This window comes from Delftia lacustris, assembly GCF_040267515.1.
Classification (GTDB): Bacteria; Pseudomonadota; Gammaproteobacteria; order Burkholderiales; family Burkholderiaceae_C; genus Comamonas; species Comamonas tsuruhatensis.
On sequence record NZ_CP141274.1, the window covers coordinates 1,874,831 to 1,900,011 of the forward strand.

18 protein-coding genes are annotated in these 25,181 nt (G+C 67.2%); 14 read left to right on the forward strand and 4 right to left on the reverse strand.

The window, feature by feature from the left end; translation table 11 throughout:
- Positions 1-105: 105 nt before the first annotated feature.
- From U6958_RS09945 to U6958_RS09960, 4 genes are all read left to right on the forward strand, one after another.
- Positions 106-2,088 (forward strand): DNA topoisomerase IV subunit B, encoded by a 1,983-nt coding sequence (locus U6958_RS09945; protein ID WP_074920992.1) that lies wholly within the window; start codon positions 106-108, stop codon positions 2,086-2,088.
- Positions 2,089-2,093: 5 nt separating this feature from the next.
- Positions 2,094-2,975 (forward strand): lytic transglycosylase domain-containing protein, encoded by an 882-nt coding sequence (locus U6958_RS09950; RefSeq protein ID WP_074920991.1) that lies wholly within the window; start codon positions 2,094-2,096, stop codon positions 2,973-2,975.
- Between the two features lie 39 nt (positions 2,976-3,014).
- Positions 3,015-5,402, forward strand: a complete 2,388-nt coding sequence (parC, locus tag U6958_RS09955; protein WP_074920990.1) for a DNA topoisomerase IV subunit A — start codon at positions 3,015-3,017, stop codon at positions 5,400-5,402.
- Between the two features lie 128 nt (positions 5,403-5,530).
- The gene (locus U6958_RS09960) at positions 5,531-7,300 is read left to right on the forward strand and encodes a methyl-accepting chemotaxis protein (protein ID WP_074920989.1); all 1,770 of its coding nucleotides are present in this window, start codon (positions 5,531-5,533) and stop codon (positions 7,298-7,300) included.
- Positions 7,301-7,340: 40 nt separating this feature from the next.
- On the opposite strand, the gene U6958_RS09965 is transcribed toward U6958_RS09960, so the two are convergent.
- Positions 7,341-7,799 carry a RidA family protein gene (locus U6958_RS09965; protein ID WP_012206880.1) on the reverse strand — a complete coding sequence of 153 codons (459 nt, stop codon included), beginning with the start codon at positions 7,797-7,799 and terminating at the stop codon, positions 7,341-7,343.
- A gap of 174 nt (positions 7,800-7,973) precedes the next feature.
- Between U6958_RS09965 and U6958_RS09970 the strand changes: the two genes are divergently transcribed.
- The 3 genes from U6958_RS09970 to U6958_RS09980 all read left to right on the forward strand — a co-directional run bounded on the left by U6958_RS09970 (position 7,974) and on the right by U6958_RS09980 (position 13,075).
- Positions 7,974-10,493: a DNA internalization-related competence protein ComEC/Rec2 gene (locus tag U6958_RS09970; protein ID WP_074920988.1), complete on the forward strand. Its 2,520-nt coding sequence runs from the start codon at positions 7,974-7,976 to the stop codon at positions 10,491-10,493.
- A 143-nt stretch (positions 10,494-10,636) separates the two neighbouring features.
- Positions 10,637-12,106: a circularly permuted type 2 ATP-grasp protein gene (locus tag U6958_RS09975; RefSeq protein ID WP_016447617.1), complete on the forward strand. Its 1,470-nt coding sequence runs from the start codon at positions 10,637-10,639 to the stop codon at positions 12,104-12,106.
- On the forward strand, positions 12,107-13,075 hold the full coding sequence (locus tag U6958_RS09980) for an alpha-E domain-containing protein (RefSeq protein WP_016447616.1): 969 nt from the start codon (positions 12,107-12,109) through the stop codon (positions 13,073-13,075).
- Between the two features lie 62 nt (positions 13,076-13,137).
- On the opposite strand, the gene U6958_RS09985 is transcribed toward U6958_RS09980, so the two are convergent.
- Positions 13,138-13,680, reverse strand: a complete 543-nt coding sequence (locus tag U6958_RS09985; RefSeq protein ID WP_016451261.1) for an ureidoglycolate lyase — start codon at positions 13,678-13,680, stop codon at positions 13,138-13,140.
- 216 nt (positions 13,681-13,896) lie between these two features.
- On the opposite strand from U6958_RS09985, the gene U6958_RS09990 reads away from it, so the two are divergent.
- From U6958_RS09990 to U6958_RS10000, 3 genes are all read left to right on the forward strand, one after another.
- Complete coding sequence (locus U6958_RS09990; RefSeq protein WP_074920987.1) at positions 13,897-15,231, forward strand: MFS transporter; 1,335 nt, start codon at positions 13,897-13,899, stop codon at positions 15,229-15,231.
- An 86-nt stretch (positions 15,232-15,317) separates the two neighbouring features.
- Positions 15,318-16,043 carry a FadR/GntR family transcriptional regulator gene (locus tag U6958_RS09995; RefSeq protein ID WP_016447613.1) on the forward strand — a complete coding sequence of 242 codons (726 nt, stop codon included), beginning with the start codon at positions 15,318-15,320 and terminating at the stop codon, positions 16,041-16,043.
- A gap of 97 nt (positions 16,044-16,140) precedes the next feature.
- Complete coding sequence (locus tag U6958_RS10000; protein ID WP_016447612.1) at positions 16,141-17,439, forward strand: sensor histidine kinase; 1,299 nt, start codon at positions 16,141-16,143, stop codon at positions 17,437-17,439.
- Between the two features lie 94 nt (positions 17,440-17,533).
- Here the strand turns inward: U6958_RS10000 and bfr are convergent, their stop codons facing one another.
- Complete coding sequence (gene bfr, locus U6958_RS10005; RefSeq protein ID WP_016447611.1) at positions 17,534-18,010, reverse strand: bacterioferritin; 477 nt, start codon at positions 18,008-18,010, stop codon at positions 17,534-17,536.
- Between the two features lie 368 nt (positions 18,011-18,378).
- On the opposite strand from bfr, the gene ahpC reads away from it, so the two are divergent.
- Together ahpC and ahpF are read left to right on the forward strand one after the other, a co-directional pair.
- Entirely contained in the window at positions 18,379-18,942 is a 564-nt protein-coding gene (gene ahpC, locus U6958_RS10010; RefSeq protein WP_012206871.1) for an alkyl hydroperoxide reductase subunit C, read from the forward strand.
- 103 nt (positions 18,943-19,045) lie between these two features.
- Positions 19,046-20,602, forward strand: coding sequence for an alkyl hydroperoxide reductase subunit F (gene ahpF / locus U6958_RS10015; protein WP_016447609.1), 1,557 nt, complete (start codon positions 19,046-19,048; stop codon positions 20,600-20,602).
- Positions 20,603-20,688: 86 nt separating this feature from the next.
- Here the strand turns inward: ahpF and U6958_RS10020 are convergent, their stop codons facing one another.
- Positions 20,689-21,360: a TetR/AcrR family transcriptional regulator gene (locus U6958_RS10020; RefSeq protein WP_074920986.1), complete on the reverse strand. Its 672-nt coding sequence runs from the start codon at positions 21,358-21,360 to the stop codon at positions 20,689-20,691.
- Between the two features lie 247 nt (positions 21,361-21,607).
- On the opposite strand from U6958_RS10020, the gene U6958_RS10025 reads away from it, so the two are divergent.
- The gene (locus tag U6958_RS10025) at positions 21,608-24,382 is read left to right on the forward strand and encodes a hydantoinase/oxoprolinase family protein (RefSeq protein WP_208607034.1); all 2,775 of its coding nucleotides are present in this window, start codon (positions 21,608-21,610) and stop codon (positions 24,380-24,382) included.
- Positions 24,383-24,401: 19 nt separating this feature from the next.
- Positions 24,402-25,181, forward strand: a complete 780-nt coding sequence (locus tag U6958_RS10030; protein ID WP_074920984.1) for an ABC transporter ATP-binding protein — start codon at positions 24,402-24,404, stop codon at positions 25,179-25,181.

Below are 25,181 nucleotides of genomic sequence, written 5' to 3' on the forward strand. Positions count from 1 at the left end.
GGCACTTCGTAGCCCTTGGCGGCACTGGCCTTTTCGGGATAGTCAATGTCAATGACTGTGAATGTATCCAGCACTGAGCCGGGCCGCGCACTACAATCCGCCCCCATGGCAGTCAAACCATCTCCCATTTCCGCCAGCGAATACTCCGAAGGCTCGATACGCGTGCTCAAGGGCCTGGAGCCCGTCAAGCAGCGTCCCGGCATGTACACGCGCACCGACAACCCCCTGCATGTGCTGCAGGAGGTGATCGACAACGCGGCCGACGAGGCGCTGGCCGGCTTCGGCAAGAAAATCCGCTTCACCCTGCATTCCGACGGCTCCTACAGCGTCGAGGACGACGGCCGGGGCATCCCCTTCGGCATGCACCCCGAGGAAAAGGCGCCCGTGGTGGAGCTGGTCTTCACCCGCCTGCATGCGGGCGGCAAGTTCGACAAGGGCAAGGGCGGCGCCTACAGCTTCTCGGGCGGCCTGCATGGCGTGGGCGTCTCGGTCACGAATGCGCTGGCCACGCGCCTTGAGGCCTGCATCCACCGCGAGGGCAAGGTGGCCACCATCGCCTTCTCGGGCGGCGACGTGGTCGAACCCCTGCAGTCGCGGCCGCTGGCCGCGGGCGAGCGCAAGCAGGGCACGACCGTGCGCGTGTGGCCCGATGCCCGCTACTTCGAATCCTCCCAGCTGCCCATGGGCGAGCTGATGCATCTGCTGCGCAGCAAGGCCGTGCTCATGCCCGGCGTGTCGGTGACCCTGGTCAACGAGAAGACGCGCGACACCCAGACCTGGCAGTTCAAGGGCGGCCTGCGCGACTATCTGCAGCAAAGCCTGCATGGCGAGGCCGTCATCCCCCTGTTCGAAGGCGAGGGCTTTGCCGACCGCAACCACGACAGCTTTGCCGAAGGCGAGGGCGCCGCCTGGTGTGTGGCCTTCACCGAGGATGGCGCGCCGCTGCGCGAAAGTTATGTCAACCTGATCCCCACCACGGCCGGCGGCACGCACGACAGCGGCCTGCGCGACGGCCTGTTCCAGGCGGTCAAGGCCTTCATCGAGATGCATTCGCTGCTGCCCAAGGGCGTCAAGCTCATGCCTGACGACGTCTTCGCGCGCGCCAGCTACGTGCTCAATGCCAAGGTGCTGGACCCGCAGTTCCAGGGCCAGATCAAGGAGCGCCTGAACTCGCGCGATGCCGTGCGCCTGGTCAGCGGCTACGTTCGCCCTGCGCTGGAGCTGTGGCTCAACGAGCATGTGGAATGGGGCCGCAAGCTGGCCGAGATCGCCATCAAGGCTGCCCAGACCCGCCAGAAGGCGGGCCAGAAGGTCGAAAAGCGCAAGGGCTCGGGCGTGGCCGTGCTGCCCGGCAAGCTCACCGATTGCGAAAGCCGCGACTTGAGCCTGAACGAGGTCTTCCTGGTCGAGGGCGACTCGGCCGGCGGCAGCGCCAAGATGGGACGCGACAAGGAAACCCAGGCCGTGCTGCCCCTGCGCGGCAAGGTGCTCAACACCTGGGAAGTCGACCGTGACCGCCTGTTCGCCAACAACGAGATCCACGACATCTCGGTGGCCATCGGCGTGGACCCGCATGGCCCCCATGACACGCCCGACCTGTCCGGCCTGCGCTACGGCAAGATCTGCATTCTTTCGGATGCCGACGTGGACGGCTCGCACATCCAGGTGCTGCTGCTCACGCTGTTCTTCCGCCACTTCCCCAAGCTCATCGAGGCCGGCCACATCCATGTGGCGCTGCCGCCGCTGTTCCGCGTCGATGTGCCTGCGCGGGGCAAGAAGCCAGCAGCCAAGATGTACGCGCTGGACGAGGGCGAGCTGACCGCCATCCTCGACAAGTCCGCCAAGGATGGCGTGCCGCGCGAGAAATGCCAGATCAGCCGCTTCAAGGGCCTGGGCGAGATGAATGCCGAGCAGCTGTGGGAAACCACGCTCAACCCCGACACGCGCCGCCTGCTGCCCGTGCAGTTCATGAATCTGGACTTTGCGGCGGCCGAGCAGGTCGTCACCAAGCTGATGGGCAAGGGCGAGGCTGCGGCGCGCCGCGAGCTGATGGAGTTGCACGGCGACGCCATCGAAGTGGATATCTGATCCCCATGCCCCTGCGCCCGGCTGCCCCACAGCACCTTCCGCACCGCCCGCACCCTGCGCGCGCCGCTGCCGCGCGCGCGCTTGCAGCGCTGGGCGCGGCCCTGGCGCTGTGGGGGGTGGCGCAGCCCGCGCATGCCGATCTCTGGGCCTTCGTGGACGAGCGCGGCATCACGCACTTCGCCGCGCAGGCGCTGGACGAGCGCTACAAGCTCTACTTCCGCGGCTCGCTGTATGACAGCACCGAGCAGGGACTCAAGCCCCCGCTGGTGGAAGCCGAGGCCGCTGCCGACGATGACGGCGGCAGCGATGCCGGGCGCAGGCTGCAGGCGAGCACGCGGATGCAAAGCTTCTTCGACATCTCGCCGCGCTACAAGAGCGTGCGCGGCCACCTGCGCAAGGCGGCGGACCACACGGGGGTGGACTACGACCTGCTCAAAGCCGTGATTGCCGTCGAGTCGGGCTTTGACGCGCAGGCCATCTCGCCCAAGGGCGCAGTCGGCCTGATGCAGCTGATGCCGGCCACGGCCCAGCGCTTCGGCGTGGAGGCCAGCCGCCAGCGCAGCGTGCAGCAGCAACTGGCCGACCCGGCCATCAACGTGCCGGCCGGCGCGCGCTACCTCAACCATCTGATGGGGCTGTTCCCCGGGCGGCTGGACCTGGTGCTGGCCGCCTACAACGCGGGCGAGGGTGCCGTGCGGCGTGCGGGGCAGGCCATTCCTCCCTATCAGGAAACCCGCAATTACGTGAAGGCCGTGCTCGGTATCTACGAGCAGCTGCAGGGCGGGCGCCAGCGTGCGGGCCAGGCAGCGCCTGCGGTGGCGGCACAGCCTGGCACAGCGCCCCGGATACGGATGACCTTGTCCACAGGGCTGCCCTCGCCGCGATGAGCGGCCTTCACTGCATTTATTGAGATCACGAATTTCTTCATGAGCGATCAAAACACTCTGGATCTGGCCCAACAGGCGGCCGGCGATGCCCTGGACCTGGGCCAGTACGCACAGCGCGCCTACCTTGAATACGCACTGTCTGTCGTCAAGGGCCGGGCACTGCCCGATGTCACCGACGGCCTCAAGCCCGTGCAGCGGCGCATTCTGTACGCCATGGACCGCATGGGCCTGAGCTACAGCGGCCCCAACCACAACACGGCGGCCAAGCCCGTCAAAAGCGCGCGCGTGGTCGGCGATGTGCTGGGGCGCTTTCACCCGCACGGCGACCAGTCGGCCTACGACGCGCTGGTGCGCATGGCCCAGGACTTCAACCAGCGCTATCCGCTGGTCGATGGCCAGGGCAATTTCGGCAGCCGCGACGGCGACGGCGCAGCGGCCATGCGCTACACCGAGGCGCGCCTGTCCAAGATCACGGGCCTGCTGCTCGACGAGATCGACATGGGCACGGTGGACTTCGTGCCCAACTACGACGGCAGCACGCAGGAGCCGCAGCAGCTGCCCGCGCGCCTGCCGTTCGCCCTGCTCAACGGCGCCAGCGGCATTGCCGTGGGCCTGGCCACGGAAATCCCCAGCCACAACCTGCGCGAGGTGGCCGACGCCTGCGTGGCCCTGATCAAGCGGCCGCAGCTCAGCGACGAGGAACTGTTCCAGATCATCCCCGGCCCCGACTATCCGGGTGGCGGGCAGATCATCAGCAGCGCCTCCGACATCCAGGATGCCTACCGCACGGGGCGCGGCAGCCTCAAGCTGCGCGCGCGCTGGAAGATCGAGGAGCTGGCGCGCGGCCAGTGGCAGATGGTGGTGACCGAGCTGCCGCCCGGCGTCTCTGCGCAGAAGGTGCTCGAAGAGATCGAGGACATCACCAATCCCAAGGTCAAGAGCGGCAAGAAGGCGCTGAGCCAGGAACAGACCCAGCTCAAGGCCAGCATGCTGGCGGTGCTCGATGGCGTGCGCGACGAGTCCAGCAAGGATGCGCCCGTGCGCCTGGTCTTCGAGCCCAAGACCGGCAAGGTGCCGCAGCAGGAGCTGGTCACGGCGCTGCTGGCGCACACCAGCCTGGAGTCGTCCAGCTCCATCAACCTGACCATGATCGGCCTGGATGGCCGGCCGGTGCAGAAAAGCCTGCGCCTGATGCTCGAGGAATGGATCGCCTTCCGCCAGACCACGGTCACGCGGCGCAGCCAGCACCGGCTGGCCAAGGTGCTGGACCGCATCCACATCCTCGAAGGCCGTCAGGCCGTGCTGCTGAACATCGACAAGGTCATCGCCATCATCCGGGCCAGCGACGAGCCCAGGCAGGCGCTGATCGATGCCTTTGCGCTGTCCGAGCGCCAGGCCGACGACATTCTGGAAATCCGCCTGCGCCAGCTGGCGCGGCTGGAGGCCATCAAGATCGAGCAGGAACTCAAGGAACTGCGCGTCGAGCAGGGCAAGCTCGAAGACATCCTGGGCAGCGAGAGCGTCATGCGCCGCCTGATCTGCAAGGAGATCGAGGCCGACGCCAAGCAGTTCGCCGATGCGCGCCGCACGCTGATCCAGGAAGAAAAGAAGGTGGTCGCCGAAGTCAAGGTGGTCGATGAGCCCGTGACGGTCATCATCTCGGACAAGGGCTGGGTGCGCACGCGCCAGGGCCATGGCGTCGATGCGGGCACGCTCAGCTTCAAGGCCGGCGACAGCCTGCACGGCACCTTCGAGTGCCGCACGGTGGACCAGCTGCTGGCCTTCGGCAGCAATGGCCGGGTCTATTCGGTGCCGGTGTCGCAGCTGCCCGGCGGGCGCGGCGATGGCCAGCCCGTGACCACGCTCATCGAGCTGGAGGCCGGCACCCAGATCCTGTACTACTTCGCGGGAGCCGAAGGAACGGCGCTGCTGCTGTCGGGGTCGGGCGGCTACGGCTTCGTGGCCATGGTGGGCGACATGGTCTCGCGCCAAAAGGCGGGCAAGGCCTTCGTGACGCTGGCCGACGGCGAGACGCTGTGCGCCCCGTCCACGGCCTACGGCGTGCCCATGGGCGCACGCGCCGAGCCGCAGGAAGGCGAGCAGGGCGCGGGCCTGCTGCTGCCGGCCACGCATGTGATCTGCGCCTCCACGGGCGGCCGCATCCTCACCTTCGAGATCGCCAGCCTCAAGCACATGGCCAAGGGCGGTCGCGGGCTGATGCTGCTCGACCTGGAGGACAAGGACACCCTGGCGGGCGCTGCCGCCTACACGCGCAGCATCCGCATCGATGGCCTGGGCCGCGGCGGCAAGGAGCGCAGCGAGACGCTGGAGATCCGCAGTCTCAACAATGCCCGTGGCACGCGCGGCCGCAAGGGCAAGTCGGCCGACCTGGGCTTCAAGCCGCAAAGCGTGACGCGCGTGGAGTAAAGAGCGCATCTGCCCCTGCAATGCCTTCCGCGAAAGGGGCGGATCAGGGGTTTTCTCTGGGTTTTTCCGGCCTCCGGGCCCTGCTGCAGGCCTCAACATGGAGTCTTCCAACATGAGGGAGACTGGATATGCTGCGACTTCGCATGGCACACAAGCTGTGGCTTGCCGTGGCCGCCATCGTGGTGGCGCTGGTGGGCGTGGTCGGCTTGTCGGGTTATCGCTCGGCCCAGGTCCAGGCCCGGTCCGAGGCCGTCACCCAGGAGATGCAGGCGCGGGTCCAGGCCGCCGTGCGCTGGATGGGGCTGACCGAAACCAATGCGGCCCGCACCCAGGCCCTGGTGGTCAGCAGTGATGCTGCCGTCGAGGCCGAGTTCAAGGACGTGATCAGCGCCACCTCGGCGCGGATCACCGAAGTGCAGAAATCACTGGAAGCCATGCCCCTGTCCGACGCAGACAAGGCGCAGATGGCCAGGATTGCGGCAGCCCGCAAGACCATGATCGAACTGCGTGCCCAGGCACGCCAGCTCAAGGCCGACGGCCGGCAGGAGCAGGCGTTGGCCCTGGTCAAGCAATCCTACAACCCTGCCGTGGATGCCTATCTGCAGTCGCTGCGCGACTTCGTGCAGATGCAGGAGCAGGTGGTGCGCAGCAGCCAGGAAGAGACGGCAGCCTCGCGCAGGCTCACCGTGGGTTTTGCCGCTGCGGCCGTGGGCGTGCTGCTGCTGTGCATCGTCATCGGCGCCCATTTCCTGATTGCCAGCATCCGCCGTCCCCTGGCCCAGGCCAGGGAACTGGCCGAACGCATTGCCGCAGGCGACCTGAGCGCAGCCGCGCAGGGACAGACACAGCGCGCTGACGAATTCGGCGACCTGCTGCGCTCGCTGCAGGCCATGAGCGAATCGCTGTCGGGCATGGTGCAGCAGGTGCGCCAGAGCACGGACAGCATTGCCATCGCCAGTGCCGAGATTGCCACCGGCAACCACGACCTGTCCGTGCGCACCGAGCAGACCTCCAGCAACCTGCAGGAGACCGCTGCCGCCATGGAGCAGTTCACCAGTACGCTGCAGCAAAGCGCCAGCAGTGCGCAGCAGGCCAGCAGCCTGGCGGCGGGCGCGTCACAGGTGGCCCAGCGCGGCGGTGAGGTCGTGGCCCGGGTGGTCGAGACCATGAAAGGCATCAACGACAGCAGCCGGCAGATTGCCGACATCGTCGGCGTCATCGACTCCATTGCCTTCCAGACCAATATCCTGGCGCTGAACGCCGCCGTGGAGGCGGCCCGCGCCGGCGAGCAGGGCCGGGGCTTTGCCGTGGTGGCCAGCGAGGTGCGCACGCTGGCCCAGCGCAGCGCGGCGGCTGCCAAGGAGATACGCCAGCTCATCGGCGCTTCGGTGGAGCGGGTGGAGGACGGCGCCCGCCTGGTGGGCGATGCCGGCACCACCATGGAGGGCATCGTGCAGTCCGTGCAGCGCGTGGCCGACACCATCGGCGAGATCACGGCGGCCTCTTCGGAGCAAAGCGCGGGCGTGGCCCAGGTCAATCAGGCCGTGGGACAGCTGGACCAGATGACGCAGCAGAACGCGGCCCTGGTCGAGCAAAGCGCGGCCGCGGCGCAAAGCCTGCGTGAGCAGGCCGAGCAGCTGTCGCGGACTGTGGCGGTGTTCAAGGTGGCGCACCTGGCGCCCTCGCCGACGACGCTCGCAAGGCAGGCTGCGCCGGCGGTGCGCACTGCGCACAGCGCGGCCGCAGCGCCAAGGCGGCCGGCAGCAGCCGTGGCGCCTGCGGCTGTCGGGCCGGTTGCCGCGCGGCCTGCTGCAGCAAGGGAGGCGGCGCCCAAGCTGGCCTCGGCGCCCCGGCCCGCCGCACCGGCAGCCGAGGATGGCCAATGGGAGAGTTTCTAGCCGCCTGCGAGCACGGCGGCGCCGTGCGGCGGCATGCCGATCAGGCCAGTTCGGCGATCAGCTCGATTTCCACGCAGGAGCCCAGCGGGATCTGGGCCACGCCGAAGGCGCTGCGCGCATGCGTGCCGGCATCGCCGAAGACCTGGCCCAGCAGCTCGCTGCAGCCGTTGGCCACCAGGTGCTGCTCGGTGTAGTCGCCCGTGGAGTTGACCAGGCACATCAGCTTGACGATGCGGCGCACGCGGCCCAGGTCGCCGCCGGCGGCGTGCTGGAGCGTGCCCATCAGGTCGATGGCGATGGCGCGCGCGGCCTGCTGGCCGTCGGCAGTCTGCAGATCACGGCCCAGCTGGCCTGCCCAGACCTTGCCGTCCTTGCGTGCGATATGTCCGCTCAGGAACACCAGATTGCCCGTCTGCACATAGGGCACGTAGGCCGCCGCCGGGATGGCAGGCGACGGCAGTTCGATGTTCAGGGCCTTCAGTTGTTCGTAAACGCTCATCGTTGATTCCTTCGAGACAAGAAAAATCCGGCGCCAGTGCCGGGGTGGCGGACAGTGTGACACAGCCCCCGTGCACCCTGGCATGTCAGGGGCTGGGCTTCCGTCAGTCTGATTGTTGTCTGAATCCGAGGCGGTGCATGGTGGCTGCGCGGCATCCGCTCCTAGCATGTGTGGATGCACCCTGCGGCAGCTGCCCAAACTCTCTCGCCGTCTTCCTGGACGCCCCTGCTGCTCGGCTGCGTGGCCGGTGCGGCCTGGCAGGTCACGCAGCCGCGCCTGTGGCCGCTGTGGATGTATCTGCTCTTGGCGTGCATGGGGCTGGCAGGCCTGGCATGGAGGGCGTGGCGGGCATGGGCAGGCCGGCGCTGCCGTGTTGTGCAAGGCCTGTGGGCCGCTGTCTGCGCCGCCTTGCTGGTAGGCGGGTTGACAGGCTGGCGTGCCCAGGACTTTGCGGGCCACGCGCTGTCGCCGCAGCTGGAAGGGCGTGACCTGCGCATCGTCGGCGTCGTGGCATCGCTGCCCCAGAACATGGCCCAGGGCGTGCGCTGGCGCATGGCCGTGGAGCAGGCGCAGATCGCGGGCAGCGAAGAGGCCCTGGCGCCGTTTCCCGGGTTGATCGAGCTGTCCTGGTACGCAGCCCGGGGCCGGGCGTCCAAGGGCGCCGCAGCGTCGCTGCCCGTCCTGCGCCCGGGCCAGCGCTGGGACCTGACCGTGCGGCTCAAGCGCCCGCATGGCGCGCGCAATCCCCACGGTTTCGACTATGAGCTGTGGCAGTGGGAGCAGGGCGTGCAGGCCACGGGCTATGTGCGCGAACAGCCAGCGGCGAGCCTGCTGGCCGACACCGGCGCCTACGCCCTGCAGCGCTGGCGCCAGCAGATGCGCGAGGCCATCGTGAACCGGGCAGCCGCACTCGCGCAAGCCATGCAGCGCGTAGGCATGGACCCCGCGCAGTCGCCGCGCATGCTGGGCGTGGTGGCCGCCCTGGCCATGGGCGATCAGCAGGCCATTGCGCGTGACGATTGGACGCTGTTCCGCCATACCGGCGTGGCCCATTTGATGAGTATTTCCGGACTGCATATCACCCTGTTCGCATGGCTGGCTGCGCTGGTCGTGGGGCGACTGTGGCGTTGCAGTGCCCGGGCCTGCCTGTGGTGCCCGGCGCCGCAGGCGGCCCTGCAGGCTGGCGTGCTGCTGGCGGGCGGCTATGCCCTGTTCAGCGGCTGGGGTCTGCCGGCGCAGCGCACGGTGTGCATGCTGGCAACGGTGGCCGCGTTGCGCGTCACAGGGCTGCGCTGGCCCTGGCCCGCCGTGTGGTGCCTGGCGCTGGCCGTGGTTGTCGTGCTCGATCCCTGGGCCCTGTGGCAGGCGGGCTTCTGGCTGAGTTTTGTCGCCGTGGGCGTGCTGCTGGCGACCGATGCACGCATGCAGGGCGCGGTGCGGCCGTCGCTGCCCGCCCGTGCCCTGGCGTTGTGGGGTGAGCAGTGGCGCATCACTCTGGCGCTGGCGCCGCTGGGGCTGATGCTGTTTGGCCAGCTGTCGCTGTCGGGGCTGCTGGCCAATCTGGCCGCGATTCCCTGGGTGACTTTCGTGGTCACGCCACTGGCCTTGCTGGGGGCCTTGTGGCCCCCGCTCTGGACGGGCGCGGCGCTGGCGTTGGCGCCGCTACTGGAACTGCTGCAGTGGCTGGACCGGTGGGGCTGGGCCGTGTTGCAGCTGCCGCAGCCGCCGCTGTGGGCGGGGCTGGCTGCGCTGGGTGCAGGCCTGGCGCTGGTGGCTCCGGTGCCGGCCGGATGGCGTTGCTGGGGCCTGGCCATGTGCCTGCCGGCCCTGTGGTGGCCGCCGGCTGCACCGGCGCATGGCGAGTTCGATTTGATGGCCGTGGACATAGGCCAGGGCAATGCCGTGCTGCTGCGCACGGCCCGGCACGCCCTGCTGTATGACACGGGTCCGCAGTACGGCATGGATAGCAATGCCGGCGAACGGGTGCTGGTGCCGCTGCTGCAGGCCCTGGGGCTGCGCCTGGATGCGCTGTGGCTCAGCCACCGCGACGGCGACCATACGGGCGGTGCCTTGGCCGTGCATGCCGCGCAGCCGCAGGCCGAGGTCTGGGGATCGGACTCCGTGATCCTGGACCCCGCTCTGGCCGGCCTGGGCGCCGTGCGCCGCTGCGAGGCCGGCCAGCAGTGGGAGTGGGATGGCGTGCAGATGCAGGTGCTGCATCCACCCGCGGGCGAACCGCTGCCGGCCGCGCAGGCCCTGGCCCACGCCAATGCGGGCAGCTGCGTGCTGCTGCTGCGTTCGGCATCCGGGGTGCAGGCCTTGCTGGCCGGCGATATCGAGGCTGCACAGGAAAGGGCGCTGGCGCAGGCCGGCGCCCTCACGCCCGTGCAGTGGCTGCTGGTGCCGCACCACGGCAGCCGCACCTCATCGAGCACCGCTCTGGTGCAGGCCCTGGCACCGCGCTGGGCCATGGTGCAGGCGGGATACCGCAGCCGTTATGGACACCCGGTCCCCGAGGTGGTGCGGCGCTATGAGGCCAACGGCTCCAGCGTGGTGCAGTCGGCCCGCTGCGGCGCAGCGCATTGGCGCTCTGCCGATCCCGCACAACTGGTCTGCGAGCGGGAGCGGGCGCGCCGTTACTGGGACATGCATGTCACGCACGTCAGGCACATCACGCAGAGGCAGGGCGGATAGGACGGGTGCCGATGGCCGCGCAGCCGGCATATGCTGGATACCGCTTGTCCGGATTGAGGTTACCTATCGCTACACTGGTGCGATACGAGGGCTGGCCCGCAGCTTGCTTTACCTCGTACACATGCAGCGACAGGAGGTGACGAATGCATCCATTTGACGAGATGTACACGATGACGCCGTTCGACGGCAGCGATGTGCGCCTGCACTACAAGGACTATGCGCAATGGCTTGCGCGCCAGTCCGAACAGACGCTGCGAGCGCGCAGCGCCGAGGCCGAGATCATCTTCCGGCGCGTAGGCATCACGTTCGCCGTCTACGGCGACAAGGATGAAAGTGGCGCCGGCACCGAGCGCCTCATTCCCTTCGACCTGATTCCGCGCGTCATCCCGTCCCATGAATGGGAGCGCATGCAGGCAGGCCTGGTGCAGCGCGTGACGGCGCTCAACCGCTTTCTGCACGACGTCTACCACGACCAGGAAATCCTGCGCGCGGGCCTGCTGCCGCGCGAGCTGGTGCTGAACAACAGCCAGTACCGCCCCGAGATGCGGGGCCTTGCCGTGCAGGGCGGCATCTACGCCCACATCGCCGGCATCGACATCGTGCGTGCCGCCAATGCCCAGGGCGAGGGCGTGTACTACGTGCTGGAGGACAACCTGCGCGTGCCTTCGGGCGTGTCTTACATGCTGGAGAACCGCCGCATGATGATGCGGCTGTTCCCCGACCTGTTCTCCCGTCATCCCGTGGAGCCCGTGGCCCACTATCCCGACATGCTGCTGGAGACGCTGCGCGCCAGCGCTCCGGCCGGCACGCCCGAGCCCACGGTGGTGGTGCTCACGCCCGGCATGTACAACAGCGCCTACTTCGAGCACGCCTTCCTGGCCCAGCAGATGGGCGTGGAGCTGGTCGAGGGCCAGGACCTGGTGGTGGACAAGGACGTGGTCTACATGCGCACCACGCGCGGCCTGCAGCGCGTGGACGTGATCTACCGGCGCGTGGACGATGATTTTCTGGACCCCGAAGTCTTCCGTCCCACCTCCACGCTGGGCTGCCCCGGCCTCATGCGCGCCTACCGCGCGGGCAACGTCAGCATCTGCAATGCGGCGGGCACGGGGGTGGCCGACGACAAATCGGTCTATCCCTATGTGCCGGAGATGATCCGCTTCTACCTGGGCGAGGAACCCATTCTGCAGAACGTGCCGACCTGGCTGTGCCGCAAGCCCGACGACCTGCGCTACGTGCTCGACCACCTGGATGAGCTGGTGGTCAAGGAAGTCCATGGCGCCGGTGGCTACGGCATGCTGATCGGGCCTGCCGCCTCGCGCGGCGAGATAGAGGATTTCCGCCGCGCGCTCATCGCCAATCCCGGCGGCTACATCGCGCAGCCCACGCTGGCGCTGTCCACCTGCCCCACCCTGGTGGAGCAGGGCATCGCTCCAAGGCATATCGACCTGCGTCCCTTCGTGCTCAGCGGCAATCAGGTACGCATGGTGGCCGGCGGCCTCACGCGCGTGGCGCTCAAGGAAGGCTCGCTGGTGGTCAATTCATCACAGGGCGGCGGCACCAAGGACACCTGGGTGCTCGGGGCCGGTGAGTCAAACGAGGGAGGACATTGAATGCTCAGCCGTACTGCCGATCATCTGTACTGGATGTCCCGCTACACGGAGCGTGCGGAGAACACTGCCCGCATGCTCAACGTCTCCTATGACACTTCCATGCTGCCCCAGGCGCCTCAGGCGGCGCGCAAGGCCTGGCAGGGCGTGCTGTCCATCAGCGAGCTGATCCCCGCCTATGCCTCCCGCCACGGCGAGGTGCAGCGAGAGGCCGTGCTGCACTTCATGGTGCGCGACGAGAGCAACTCCTCGTCCATCGCCTCCTGCCTGCGCGCTGCGCGGGAGAATGCGCGTGCCGTGCGCGGCGCGCTGACCACCGAGGCCTGGGAGACCCAGAACCAGACTTGGCTGGAACTCAAGCGCCTGCTGGCCGAGGGGGACTGGGAGCGCGATCCGGGCCAGTTCTTCGAATGGGTCAAGCACCGCTCGCACCTGTCGCGCGGCGTGACACTGGGCACCATGCTGCAGGACGAGGCCTTCCACTTCCTGCGCCTGGGCACCTTCATCGAGCGCGCCGACAACACGGCGCGCCTGCTGGACGTGAAATTCCACGCCATCGAGCGCGACTACCATGGCAGCGCGCGCAACGGAGCGTCGGGCAAAGGGGCCACGCCCTTCGACTTCTACCACTGGAGCGCGCTGCTGCGCAGCGTCTCGGCCTTCGAGGTCTACCGCAAGGTCTACCGCGACGTGATCACGCCCGAGCGCGTGGCCGAGCTGCTGATGCTGCGCAGCGACATGCCGCGCTCGCTGCTGGCCAGCATGCTGGAAGTGGTGGCCAACCTGGAAAGCGTGGCCAACGACCAGTCGCGCGAGACCCAGCGCAAGGCGGGCCGCCTGCTGGCTGACCTGCGCTATGCGCGCATCGACGAAATCCTGGCCACGGGCCTGCACGCCTATCTCACGCAGTTCCTGGATCGCGTGCACGACCTGGGTCAGGGCATCAGCCGCGACTTCCTGGTGCCTGCCTGAGCCGCCGTCGCCCAATGAACAAAGCCGCCCTCGGGCGGCTTTGTTCATTGGGGCAGGGCCATTCAGTCCTGCGCGCTGTCCAGCTCCAGCACAACGCCTTCGGCATCGCCGATGGGCACCACGTCGCAGTTGTCGCCAGGGCCTCCCCGGTCCACTACGATGAAGCGCGCGGGCGCGTTCAGGGCAATCAGCGAGTGGTGCCAGACGCCGCGGCGGTAGTTCACGCCCTGGCGTCCGTTGGTGATGAAGGCGCGCAGGTCGCCGGGCGCCACCTGCTCTCCCAGGGGCGCAACCACCACGATGAAGGGCTGGGCGTCCAGCGGCATGAAGGCCTGGCTGCCCAGGGGATGGCGCTCCATGCTCGTCAGCTGCAGGGGCAGCGCATAGGGGCGGGCGTGGAACAGGTTGATCAGCGCATGGCCCTCGCTGCCGCCCGTGTCCACGCGGGCCAGGGCATGGTAGCGCTCGGTCATGCCGTCATTGATCAGCAGCGGCGTGTGGCCTGCACTGTCGATGACCTCGCCAAACTCGGCAAAGGCTTCGGCGGTCAGCGGTTGGACGCGCAGGCGAAGGCGGGCGGGGCGGGTTTCTGACAAGGTACTCACGAAGTATTGCCTCTTGTTTTCATACTGGTATTACCAGTTTGCTGTTGCCTGGGGATTTTGTCAAACCTGAGTGATGCCAGCCTATGTCCTGCGCGTCATTTGCGGTGGTTCGGGTAAATGCGAGTGTGCATTGGCCGGCGGGGAGGGCAACATTCGCTCCGTATTTTCAGACCGGTCATACCAGTTGATCGCAACCCTTCAACCAAGGACTTCCTGATGTCATCACTTCCCGCATCCGCCGAGGCCGCCGGCGCGGCCCCGGCGCTGTCCAGCGAAACGCCGGCCGAGGCAGCCGTCTACCGCAAGGTGGCCTGGCGCCTGCTGCCCTTCATCATGGCCTGCTACGTGGCGGCCTATCTGGACCGGGTGAACGTGGGCTTTGCCAAGCTGCACATGCTGGCCGACCTGCAGTTCAGCGAGGCCATGTACGGCCTGGGCGCGGGGCTGTTCTTCATCGGCTATTTCTTCTTCGAGGTGCCCAGCAACATGCTGATGCACCGCATAGGAGCCAAGGCCACCATCTCGCGGATCATGATCATGTGGAGCCTGATCTCGGCGGCCATGATGTTCGTGACCACGCCCACGCAGTTCTACGTGCTGCGCTTCCTGCTGGGCGCGGCCGAGGCCGGTTTCTACCCCGGCATGATCCTGTACATGACCTACTGGTTTCCCTCGTACCGGCGCGCCCGCATGGTGGCGCTGTTCATGTGCGCGATCCCGGTCTCGGGCATCCTGGGCGGACCGCTGTCGGGCGGCATCATGGACCTGATGCAGGGCGTGGCGGGGCTGCGCGGCTGGCAATGGCTGTTCCTGATCGAGGCCATTCCCTCGCTGATCCTGGGCCTGGCCGTGCTCTGGTACCTGGACAACAGCATCCGCGCAGCGCGCTGGCTGACCGAGGCGGAAAAGACCCTGCTGGAGCGCAACATCGCCCGCGAGAACGCCAGCAAGAGCGACAGCCACGTCACGCTGCGCGCACTGTTTTCCGACCCGCGCATCATCAAGATGGCCCTGATCTGCTTTTGCACCGTCATGGGCCAGTACGGGCTCACGTTCTGGCTGCCCAGCCTGATCCGCCAGTCGGGCGTGGAGGGTGCCTTCCAGATCGGCCTGCTGACGGCCGTGCCGTTTTCGGTGGCCGTGGTGTCCATGAACCTGGTCAGCCGCAGCTCGGACCGCATGCGCGAGCGCCGCTGGCACCTGATCGTTCCGTTCTGCGTGGGCGCGGCGGGCCTGATGCTGTCGGCCATCTTCAGCGGCAACGTCTACCTGTCGCTGGCCGCCCTGGCGCTGGCCGCGGGCGGCAGCCTGGCAACCTCGCCACTGTTCTGGAGCCTGCCCACGGCCATCCTGTCCAGCGCAGGCGCTGCGGCCGGCATTGCGCTGATCAACTCCTTCGCCAACCTGGCCGGCTTCATCAGCCCCTACATGATCGGCCTCATCAAGGATGCGACGCAGAGCACCAATGCGGCCATGTTCGTGCTGGCCGGCGTGCTGCTGTTCGGGGCCTTCCTGACCTATACCGTGCCCGCCAAACTGGTCAACAAGTAGCGCCGGACAGGGCGCGTGAACCGGCGGGCGAGGCGCGCAGTCGCTAAGATCGGCGCACCGCCCCCGGGCCAGAGATCCGCCAACGCATGGAACCCAGCACCGCCATCAGCACACCCGCCGGCAACCCTGCCAGCACCGCCGTTGCCGGCAATGCCGCCCGCGTGATCCGCGAGTGGATCGAGGGCGGCGTGTATCCGGTGGGCTCGCTTCTGCCTTCGCAGCGCGACCTGTCGGAGCAGTTGGGCATCAGCCGCACCTCGCTGCGCGAGGCGCTGTCCACGCTGCAGGGGCTGGGCCTGGTCGTGGCCCGGCCTGGCAAGGGCATGTACGTGACCGAGGCGCCCGAGGCTGCGGCCGCAGACGCATGGCGCTTTGCCGACTCGCATGCGCTCACCGATGTCTATCAGCTGCGCTACGCGCTGGAGGGCTTTGTGGCGCGCCTGGCGGCCCTGGTGGTGCAGCCTGAGGATGTGCAGGCCCTGCAGGCCAATCTGCAGGCCATGCAGCAGAGCATAGAGCGGGCCGATTTCGTGCAGGCCACGCGACTGGATTTCGAGTTCCACCTGCAGATCGCCACCATCTCGGGCAACCATGCCATCGCCGACGTGCTGCGCGGCAGCGGCGAGGTCATGCAGGAAAGCCAGCGCCTGCCGTTCTACAAGCGGGGCGCACGGCATGCGACCACCGAGGAGCATGCGGCCATCATCGATGCCCTGTCCCGCGGCCATCCCGAGCTGGCCCAGCAGGCCATGGCCACCCACATCGTGCAGGCGGCCCAGCGCGCGGGCGTGCACTTTCCCACCGGCCTGTAGGCACGCCAGCCCGTGCCTGATCGGCCGGGTTTTTGGCCTTACCATCATCGGCGCAGCGCATTTTTTCCCTATCCACAGACCGCCCGGATGCCGATCCATGACAAGCCAAGGAAATGAACTCTGCATACTGGCAGACGCCCTAGAGGCGCAGCGCGAAGGACTCTTGCAGACATGGCGCAAGGCCGTCAGGCGGGACCCGGCGCTGACCGCTGGTGAGGCGCTTCCCCGAACCCAGCTGAACGATCACATCCCGGCCGTGCTGGCCGCGTTCGAGCAGCAACTGCGGACACTGGGCGGTGCACCGGCAGACACCGCCGAGCCGCCGGGCGATGGCGAGCAGGCCGCCGCCCACGGCCTGCACCGCTGGCAGCAGGGCTATGACCTGCATGAAGTCGTGCGCGAGCTGGGGCTGCTCAACGAAGTCATGGTGGCGCAGCTGGAGGACTATGCCCAGGGGCGCCCTGATGCGCACGTCGCCATGCCCGTTGCGCGCAAGGCCTGGGCCGCCACCTATACCCGCGACGTTCAGGACAGCAGCACCCAGTATTTCCGCCTGCAGCAGCAGGAGGCCGAGGGCCATGTCCGGGACCTGGAAGCGGCGCTGCATGACCTGAGCGCGCTGGACCTGCAGCGCTCGCAACTGTGGGAGCAGGTTGCGCATGACCTGCGCAGCAACGTCGGCGTGGTGGCCAATGTGACGCATGGCCTGGGCATGCAGCATGCGCCGGCGCAGTCCCGCGAGAAACTCCTGCGCATGCTGGACCGCAACGTCCAGTCGCTGCGACATCTGCTGGATGACGTGACGGAGCTGGCCAAGCTGCATGCCGGGCGCGAGCATCGCCAGCTGACCTCCTTTGACGCAGCCCAGGTGATCACCCATCTGTGCGAGGGACTGCAGGCCCTGGCCAACGATCGCGGCCTGTACCTGCACCTGCAGGGGCCGGGGACGATGCCGGTGGAGGGGGATGCCTTGAAACTGCGCCGCATCGCGCAGAACCTGGTGCTCAACGCGCTCAAGTACACCCAGGAGGGCGGCGTCACGGTGAAGTGGGCCCTTGGTGATGGGGAGGACCAGCGCCGCTGGATGCTCTCCATCGGGGATACGGGTCCCGGCATGGAGCCGGCGGCGCCCCTGGTTGCTGCCCTCAAGCACGCCACGGACCTGGACCCTTCGGGCCATCTGACGTCGGCGGCCTCCGCAGAGGTCCGCGCCGGGGGCGAGCCACGGCCCGGCGTCGCGGCGGCCCGCTACCGCAGCGGCGCAGGCGAGGGGATAGGCCTGTCCATCGTCAAGCGGCTGGCGGAATTGCTGGACGCCACGATCGAGGTGCAGTCGGCCGCGCAGACCGGCACGACCTTTCTGCTTCTGTTTCCGCTGCGATACGCCGACGAGTGACCGATAGCTGGGCCAGGAGATGAAAAAACGGGCACACAGGCCCGTCGTTTCGCGTGCGGGGCGCGGCCTGTGCCGCCGCCCCTGAGTCCGGTGCTCAGGACTCTTCGTCCATCTGCGACTGCAGATAGTTCTGGATGCCGACCTTGTCGATCAGGTCCAGCTGGGTTTCGAGGTAGTCGATGTGCTCCTCGGTATCGTCCAGGATCTTTTGCAGCAGGTCGCGCGAGACGTAGTCGCGCACGCTTTCGCAGTGGGCGATGCCGTCCTTGATGGTCTGCTGCGCGGTTTTCTCGCTGCTCAGGTCGCAAGCCAGGGCTTCGGGCACGTCCTCGCCGACTTGCAGCTTGCCCAGGTCTTGCAGGTTGGGCAGGCCGTCGAGCACGAAGATGCGGTCCATGAGCCAGTCGGCGTGCTTCATCTCGCCGATGGACTCCTTGTATTCCTTCTTGGCCAGCTTGTCGAAGCCCCAGTGCTTGTACATGCGGTAGTGCAGGAAGTACTGGTTGATGGCCGTCAGCTCGTTCTTGAGCTGGGCTTGCAGCCAGGTGATGACTTGTGCGTCGCCTTGCATGGGGAACTCCTTTGTTGTACGTGGGGGACCGCGCCGATCGCCGGCCGCTATAGGGGTGGATTGTCTAGGGTTTCTGCGTCAGATCAAGCAAACCCCTGTTATCGCGCATTGGCTGCTTATGAGGCGCGTTCTCGTTTGCGGGCCGGCTGCCGACGCGGCTGCGGGGTTGCTGCATTGCCTTGTCATATTTCGGCCCAAAATAGCCTCTTCAGGCCGGTGGCGGGCTGGTCAAGCCCGCAGGCCTGGAGACCAAGGATGTTCACATAGTTTTTGGCAATCGGATGAATTCAATCAATTCATTGGATCAATCGATTGCCTGGGCCTAGACTTCGTCCTGTGTTCACTCACCAACCACAAAGGAAACAGCAATGTCCGTGATCAACACCCAAATCAAGCCCTTCAAGACGCAGGCCTTCAAGAATGGCAAGTTCATCGAAGTGACCGAAAAGGACGTCCTGGGCAAGTGGGCCGTGTTCTTCTTCTACCCCGCTGACTTCACCTTCGTGTGCCCCACCGAACTGGGCGACGTGGCCGACCATTACGACGAACTGCAAAAGCTGGGCGTGGAAGTGTTCTCCGTGTCCACCGACACCCACTTCGTGCACAAGGCATGGCACGACACGTCTGACACCATCCGCAAGATCAAGTACACGATGCTGGGCGACCCCACCTGGGAAATCAGCAACAACTTCGAAGTCCTGCGTCCCGGCCAGGGCCTGGCTGACCGCGGCACCTTCATCGTCGATCCCGATGGCGTGATCCAGGCCGTGGAAATCACCGCCGAAGGCATTGGCCGCAACGCCGTCGATCTGCTGCGCAAGGTCAAGGCTGCCCAGTACGTCCGCAACCACCCCGGTGAAGTCTGCCCCGCCAAGTGGGAAGAAGGCGACAAGACCCTGGCTCCCTCGCTCGACCTGGTCGGCAAGATCTAAGCGGTACACCGCTTCCTGTTCACAGTTGAACTGTTGAAGACGCCCGGGTGCCTGGCGCCCGGGCTTTTTTTTCCGAAAATTCGTATTTCCCTAGGAGTCCGACATGCTTGACAACAACCTGAAAGCCCAATTGCAGGCCTACCTGGAGCGCCTGCAGCGTCCGGTGGAGCTGGTGGCTTCGCTGGATGACAGCCAGGGTGCGCGCGAGCTGAAGGAACTGCTGCTGGAAATCCGCGAGCTGAGCGACAAGATCACCGTTGTCGAGCACAACGATGCCCAGGTGCGCAAGCCCTCCTTCCTGATCACCAACCCCGGCGTGGACAGCGGCGTGCGTTTCGCAGGTGTCCCCCTGGGCCATGAATTCACCTCGCTGGTGCTGGCCCTGCTGCAGGTCGGCGGCCATCCGTCCAAGGAATCGGCCGAACTGCTGGAGCAGGTGCGCAATATCGACGTGCCGCTGCACTTCGAGACCTATTACTCGCTGTCCTGCCACAACTGTCCCGACGTGGTGCAGGCGCTGAACCTGATGTCCGTGCTCAATCCCAAGATCAGCCACACCGCCATCGACGGCGGGCTGTTCCAGAAGGAAGTCGAGCAGCGCGAAGTCATGGGCGTGCCCACGGTCTTCGTCAATGGCGAGCGCTTCGGCCAGGGCCGCATGGAGCTGGCCGAGATCGTCGCCAAGGTCGACACCGGCGCCGCTTCGCGTGAAGCGGCCAGGATTTCCGCCAAGGACGCCTTCGACGTGCTGATCGTCGGTGGCGGCCCCGCCGGCGCGGCCGCTGCCATCTATGCGGCACGCAAGGGCATCCGCACCGGCATTGCCGCCGAGCGCTTCGGCGGCCAGGTGCTGGACACCGTGGACATCGAGAACTTCATCTCGGTCTCCAAGACCGAAGGCCCTCAGCTGGCCGCCGCCATGGAGCGCCATGTGCGCGACTACGAGGTGGACATCATGAACCTGCAGACGGCGTCCAAACTGATTCCGGCTGCCACGGAAGGCGGGCTGATCGAGGTGCAGACCGCCTCGGGCGCCAGCCTCAAGGCCAAGACCGTCATCCTCTCGACCGGCGCGCGCTGGCGCAACATGAACGTGCCCGGCGAGGACAAGTACCGCACCAAGGGCGTGACCTACTGCCCGCACTGCGACGGACCGCTGTTCAAGGGCAAGAATGTGGCCGTCATCGGCGGCGGCAACTCGGGCGTGGAAGCGGCCATCGACCTGGCCGGCATCGTGCGCAGCGTGACGCTGCTGGAGTTCGCCAGCGAGCTCAAGGCCGATGCCGTGCTGCAAAAGAAGCTGAAGAGCCTGCCCAATGTGACCGTCATCCTCAACGCCCAGACCACCGAGGTCAACGGCGACGGCAAGAAGGTCACCGGCCTGACCTACAAGGACCGCACGACGGAAGAGGTCAAGACCGTGGCGCTGGAAGGCATCTTCGTGCAGATCGGCCTGCTGCCCAACACCGACTGGCTCAAGGGCACGGTGGAGCTGACCCGCTTCGGCGAGATCGTGATCGATGCCAAGGGCCACACCAGCGTGCCTGGCGTGTTCGCCGCAGGCGACTGCACCAACGTGCCGTACAAGCAGATCATCATCGCTGCCGGTGCCGGCTCCACGGCGGCGCTGTCGGCCTTCGACCACCTGATCCGCCACTGATCAGCCGCTGACCCGTTGCTGCTCCGCCATGGCGCGGAGCAGCCCACAGAAAGGGCCCGGATGCCAAGGCATCCGGGCCCTTTTTTTCAACTGCGCGTCTTGTCGCTCCGTGTGTCGCACAGATAGCTGATTACCATGTCGGCCACATGGGCGAGGCGGCCCTTCACGCGATCGGGCGCGCCCAGGTCCACGTCCAGCACATAGGATAGGGTGTAGCGGTTGGTGATGAAGTACGAGCCCAGGCCCGAGATCGACACGTACAGGTCCACCCAGTCGGCATCCTGCCGGAACACGCCCTGGTCCTTGCCCTTTTGCAGGACCTCGGCCAGGGCAGTGCGCAGCGGATTGAACATGGCGGGAATCTGCTTGGACTTGCGGATGTGCGATGCCTTGTGCAGGTTCTCGGTGGACAGCAGTTGCAGGAAATCAGGCTGGTCGATGAAGTGCTGGGTGGTCTTCATGACCAGCTCGCGCATGTCGGCCACGGGGTCCTCGCCAGTCAGCGCCAATTCGTTCTGCCGCTCGCGCATGGCGCCGTAGGCCTGCTCCATGACTTCGATGAACAGGGCCTCCTTGCCGTCGAAGTAGTGATAGATCAGGTTCTTGCTGACCTTGCAGCGCGCCACGATGGCATCGATGCGCGCGCCGTCGTAGCCGCGCGCGGCGAACTCCTTGCTGGCGAACTTGAGGATGCGCTCGCGGCTGGCCTGGGCATTGCGGGGCCGTTTCTTCGCTGGGGCCGACGGGGTTTCTGTCATGGCGTGGTGGTGTGTGGTCGGACGTGGGCCTGGCGTGCAGTTTACAAAAAATCGCCCGCATATCCAGGGAAATCACGGGGGGCTCGATGCGTTGACAGGTGCGGATTTCATCTCCTACATTTCATCTAAATAGTACTAGCTAGTTAGTTAGTTGAGTGCTTTTTAGGCGGCGTTGCAGACCAGCTTTGCGGCCTTGTCCGGACAGCGATGTCCAACCCGCCGCAAGGCGCATGGAGGGGAGATGCACATGAATGTGGCAATGCAGGCAGACAGGGGCGTCCGGGTCGGTTGCGACATCGGCGGAACGTTCACGGACATCGTGCTGGCCATGCCCGATGGCCGCCTGTTCGTGAACAAGACATCGACCACGCGCGACGACCTGGGCCGCGCCATCGTCCAGGGCCTGGGCGTGCTGATCGACCAGGCGGGCATCTCGCCGGCCGATATCACGGAGATCGTCCATGGCACGACCACGGCGTCGAACACCATCTTGCAGAAGGTGGGTGCCAACACGGCCGTGCTGACCACCGAAGGATTCCGGGACGTGCTGGAGATCGGGCGCATCCGCACGCCGACCATGTTCGACCTGGGCTGGTCCAAGCCCGAGCCGCTGTCGCCGCGCCGCTGGCGGCGCGGCATCCGTGAGCGCATCGACGCGCGGGGCTGCGTGGTCACGCCGCTGGACGAGGCGCAGCTTCTGGCCGAGGCGAGTGCGCTGGTGCAGGAGGGGGCAGACGCCGTGGCGGTCTGCTTTCTCAACAGCTACATCAACCCGGCGCACGAACTGGCGGCCAAGGCACTGCTGCAGGCGCATTTCCCCGATCTGCTGCTCAGCGTGTCGTGCGAGGTGCTGCCCGAGATCAAGGAGTACGAGCGCACCAGCACCACCGTGGTCAACGCCTACATCCTGCCCGCCATGCGCAGCTATCTGGCCCGTCTGCGCGAGGACCTGCGGCGCATGGGCGTGACGGCCTCGCTGCAGGTCATGGCCTCCAACGGCGGAATGATGGGCATTGCCTCGGCCACGGACAAGCCGGTGTTTGCCGTGGCCTCCGGGCCGGCTGGCGGCGTGGCCGGCGCGGTGGAGATCGGCCTGCTGGGCGGCGAGCGGGAGCTCATCGTCTTCGACATGGGCGGGACCACGGCCAAGGCCTCGATCATCACGGGCGGCCAGCCCTCGCTGACCAACGAGTACGAGTTCCGCGACGGCATCAGCGCACCGAGCCGCTTCGTCAAGGGCGGCGGCTATGTGCTCAAGGTGCCGGCCATCGATATCGCCGAGGTCGGGGCCGGCGGCGGCTCCATTGCCTGGATCGACGGTGGCGGCCTGCTGTGCGTGGGGCCGGAATCTGCAGGCGCTGCGCCCGGGCCTGCCTGCTATGGCCAGGGCAACGAGCGCCCGACGGTCACCGACGCCAACATGGCGCTGGGCTACCTGAATCCGCACGCGCTGGCCGGTGGCAGCCTGCCGGTGCAGCCAGCGCTGTCCCGTGCCGCCATCGAACGCCATGTCTGCGGGCCGCTGGGCCTGCCCTTGCTGGATGCCGCGCACGGCATGCGCCAGGTGGCCAACGTGAACATGGCGCGCGCCATACGCGCGGTGACGGTGGAGCGGGGCCGTGATCCCCGCGGCATGTCCATGATCGCCTTCGGCGGCGGCGGGCCGCTGCATGCCGTCTCGGTGGCGCGCCTGCTGGGCATACGCCGCGTCATCGCGCCCATCATGGCTGGCGTCTTCTGCTCGGCCGGCATGCTGTCGGCCGACGCCGAGCACAACTTCGTGAAGGCCGTGCTCAGGCCGCTGGCGGACTGCGCGCCGCAGGCGCTCGATGGCGTTGCTCGCGAACTGGGCGAGCGGGGATACGCCGTGCTGGCCTCCGAAGGCTATGGCCGCGAAGACGCAGGCATCGTGCTCTCGGCCGATCTGCGCTACCTGGGGCAAAGCTCCGAGCTGACCGTGCCGCTGGCCTCGCCGGGGCTGGATGCGGAAGCCATTGGCCAGCTTGCGCGCGACTTCCACGCCCTGTACCACCAGACCTTCGGCTACAGCAGCGACGAGCCGCTGGAGCTGGTCAACCTGCGCGTCTCGGCGCGCGGGCGCAGCCGGCACCGGCTGGATTTCGGTGCCTGCCGTGTCGATGGCGCAGCGTTGCAGGCGCAGGAGGGAACGCGCGCCGTGAGCTTCGAGGCCGGCGAGCCGCCCGTTGTCACCCGCGTGCTGGCGCGCGCCAGCGTGGGCCGGGTGCCCTTGCCGGGCCCGCTGGTCATCGAGTCCTACGACACCACCATCGTCGTGCCGCCGCGCTGCAGCGTGCGTGCCGATGTGATCTCGGTGGCAGGCTTTGCGCGCACGGGCGACCTGGCCGTGCTGGTCGATGAGGCGCTGAAGGTCAGGGCGCCCAAGGACCTGGCCGGCAAGAAGCTGGTCTGTTTCACTACCAGCCCCTGGGCGCCCTTCATCGGGCCCTTTCTCAAGGCCAACGGCATGGACCGTGGCAGCGTCAACCTGGTCATGGTGGCGCCCAGCGCCATGATCTCGACCTATGCCTCGGGCAACAGCGACGGGTTCCTGTCGCAGGCACCCTTCGGCCAGCCCATGGTGAGCAAGGCCCGCAAGGCCTCCGCTGTGCTGCTGGGCGACAGCGGCATCAGCTTTCCCAGCTACGGGCTGGCCGTGGCGCCGGCCACGCTGGCGGCCAAGCGCGAGGCGATTGCGAAGTTCGTGCAGGTCCAGGTGCGCGCATGGCAATACATCCACGAAGGCCGCGGCGACCATGTGGACGAGGCCGTGGCCGCCATCCTGGCGCAGCGGCCCCACGCGCGCCTGGACCCCGACGTGCTGCGCGGCCAGATCCTGGCCTACCGCCCCTTCCTCGAAAGTCCCAGCGCCAGCCAGCAGCCTTTCGGCCGCCAAAGCGATGCCGACTGGAGCGCCGCCATCCGCTCCCTGGAGCAGACCGGCCAGATCAAGCCCGGCCACAAGCCCTCGGACTACTACACCAATGCGCTTTTGGCTGCCTGAACCTCCCACCGCAAGGAGCATGCCCGTGCCCGGCTTTCTCGACATCCAAGCGCTCGACAAGACCTACCGGTCCGGGCTCTCTCCCATACAGGCGCTGCACCACATCGACCTGCGCATCGACGAAGGCGAATTCGTCTGCGTCGTCGGTCCCAGCGGCTGCGGCAAGAGCACGCTGATGCGTTGCATGGCGGGGCTGGAGCCCATCTCCGGCGGCCGGCTGGCGCTGCGCGGTCAGGACATCACGCGGCCGCCCGAGGACATGGGCGTGGTCTTCCAGCGTGACCTGCTGCTGGAGTGGCGGAGCATCCTCGACAACGTGCTCGTGGCGGCCGAGTTCCATGGCCGCGACCGGCGCGCGTTCGAGCCCCGTGCGCGCGAGCTGCTGGGCCTGTTCGGACTGTCCGACTTTCTGGACCGCCATCCGCGCGAGCTGTCGGGTGGCATGCGCCAGCGCGTGTCCATCTGCCGCGCCCTGCTGCTGGACCCGCAATTGCTGCTCATGGACGAGCCCTTTGGCGCGCTGGACCCGTTCACGCGCGACGAACTTAATGCCGAGTTGCAGCGCACCTGGCTGGCCACGCGCAAGACCGTGGTTTTCATCACCCACTCCATCTCCGAGGCGGTGTTCCTGGGCAGCCGCGTGGTGATGATGGCGCGCGGCCCCGGCCGCGTGGCCGATGTGGTGGACATCGACCTGGAGCGCCCGCGCAGCCTCGGTGTGCGCGAGACGCCGGCATTCGCCGCCTACGTGGCGCGCATACGCGAGACCTTCCGCCAGATCGGCATCTACAAGGAGTGA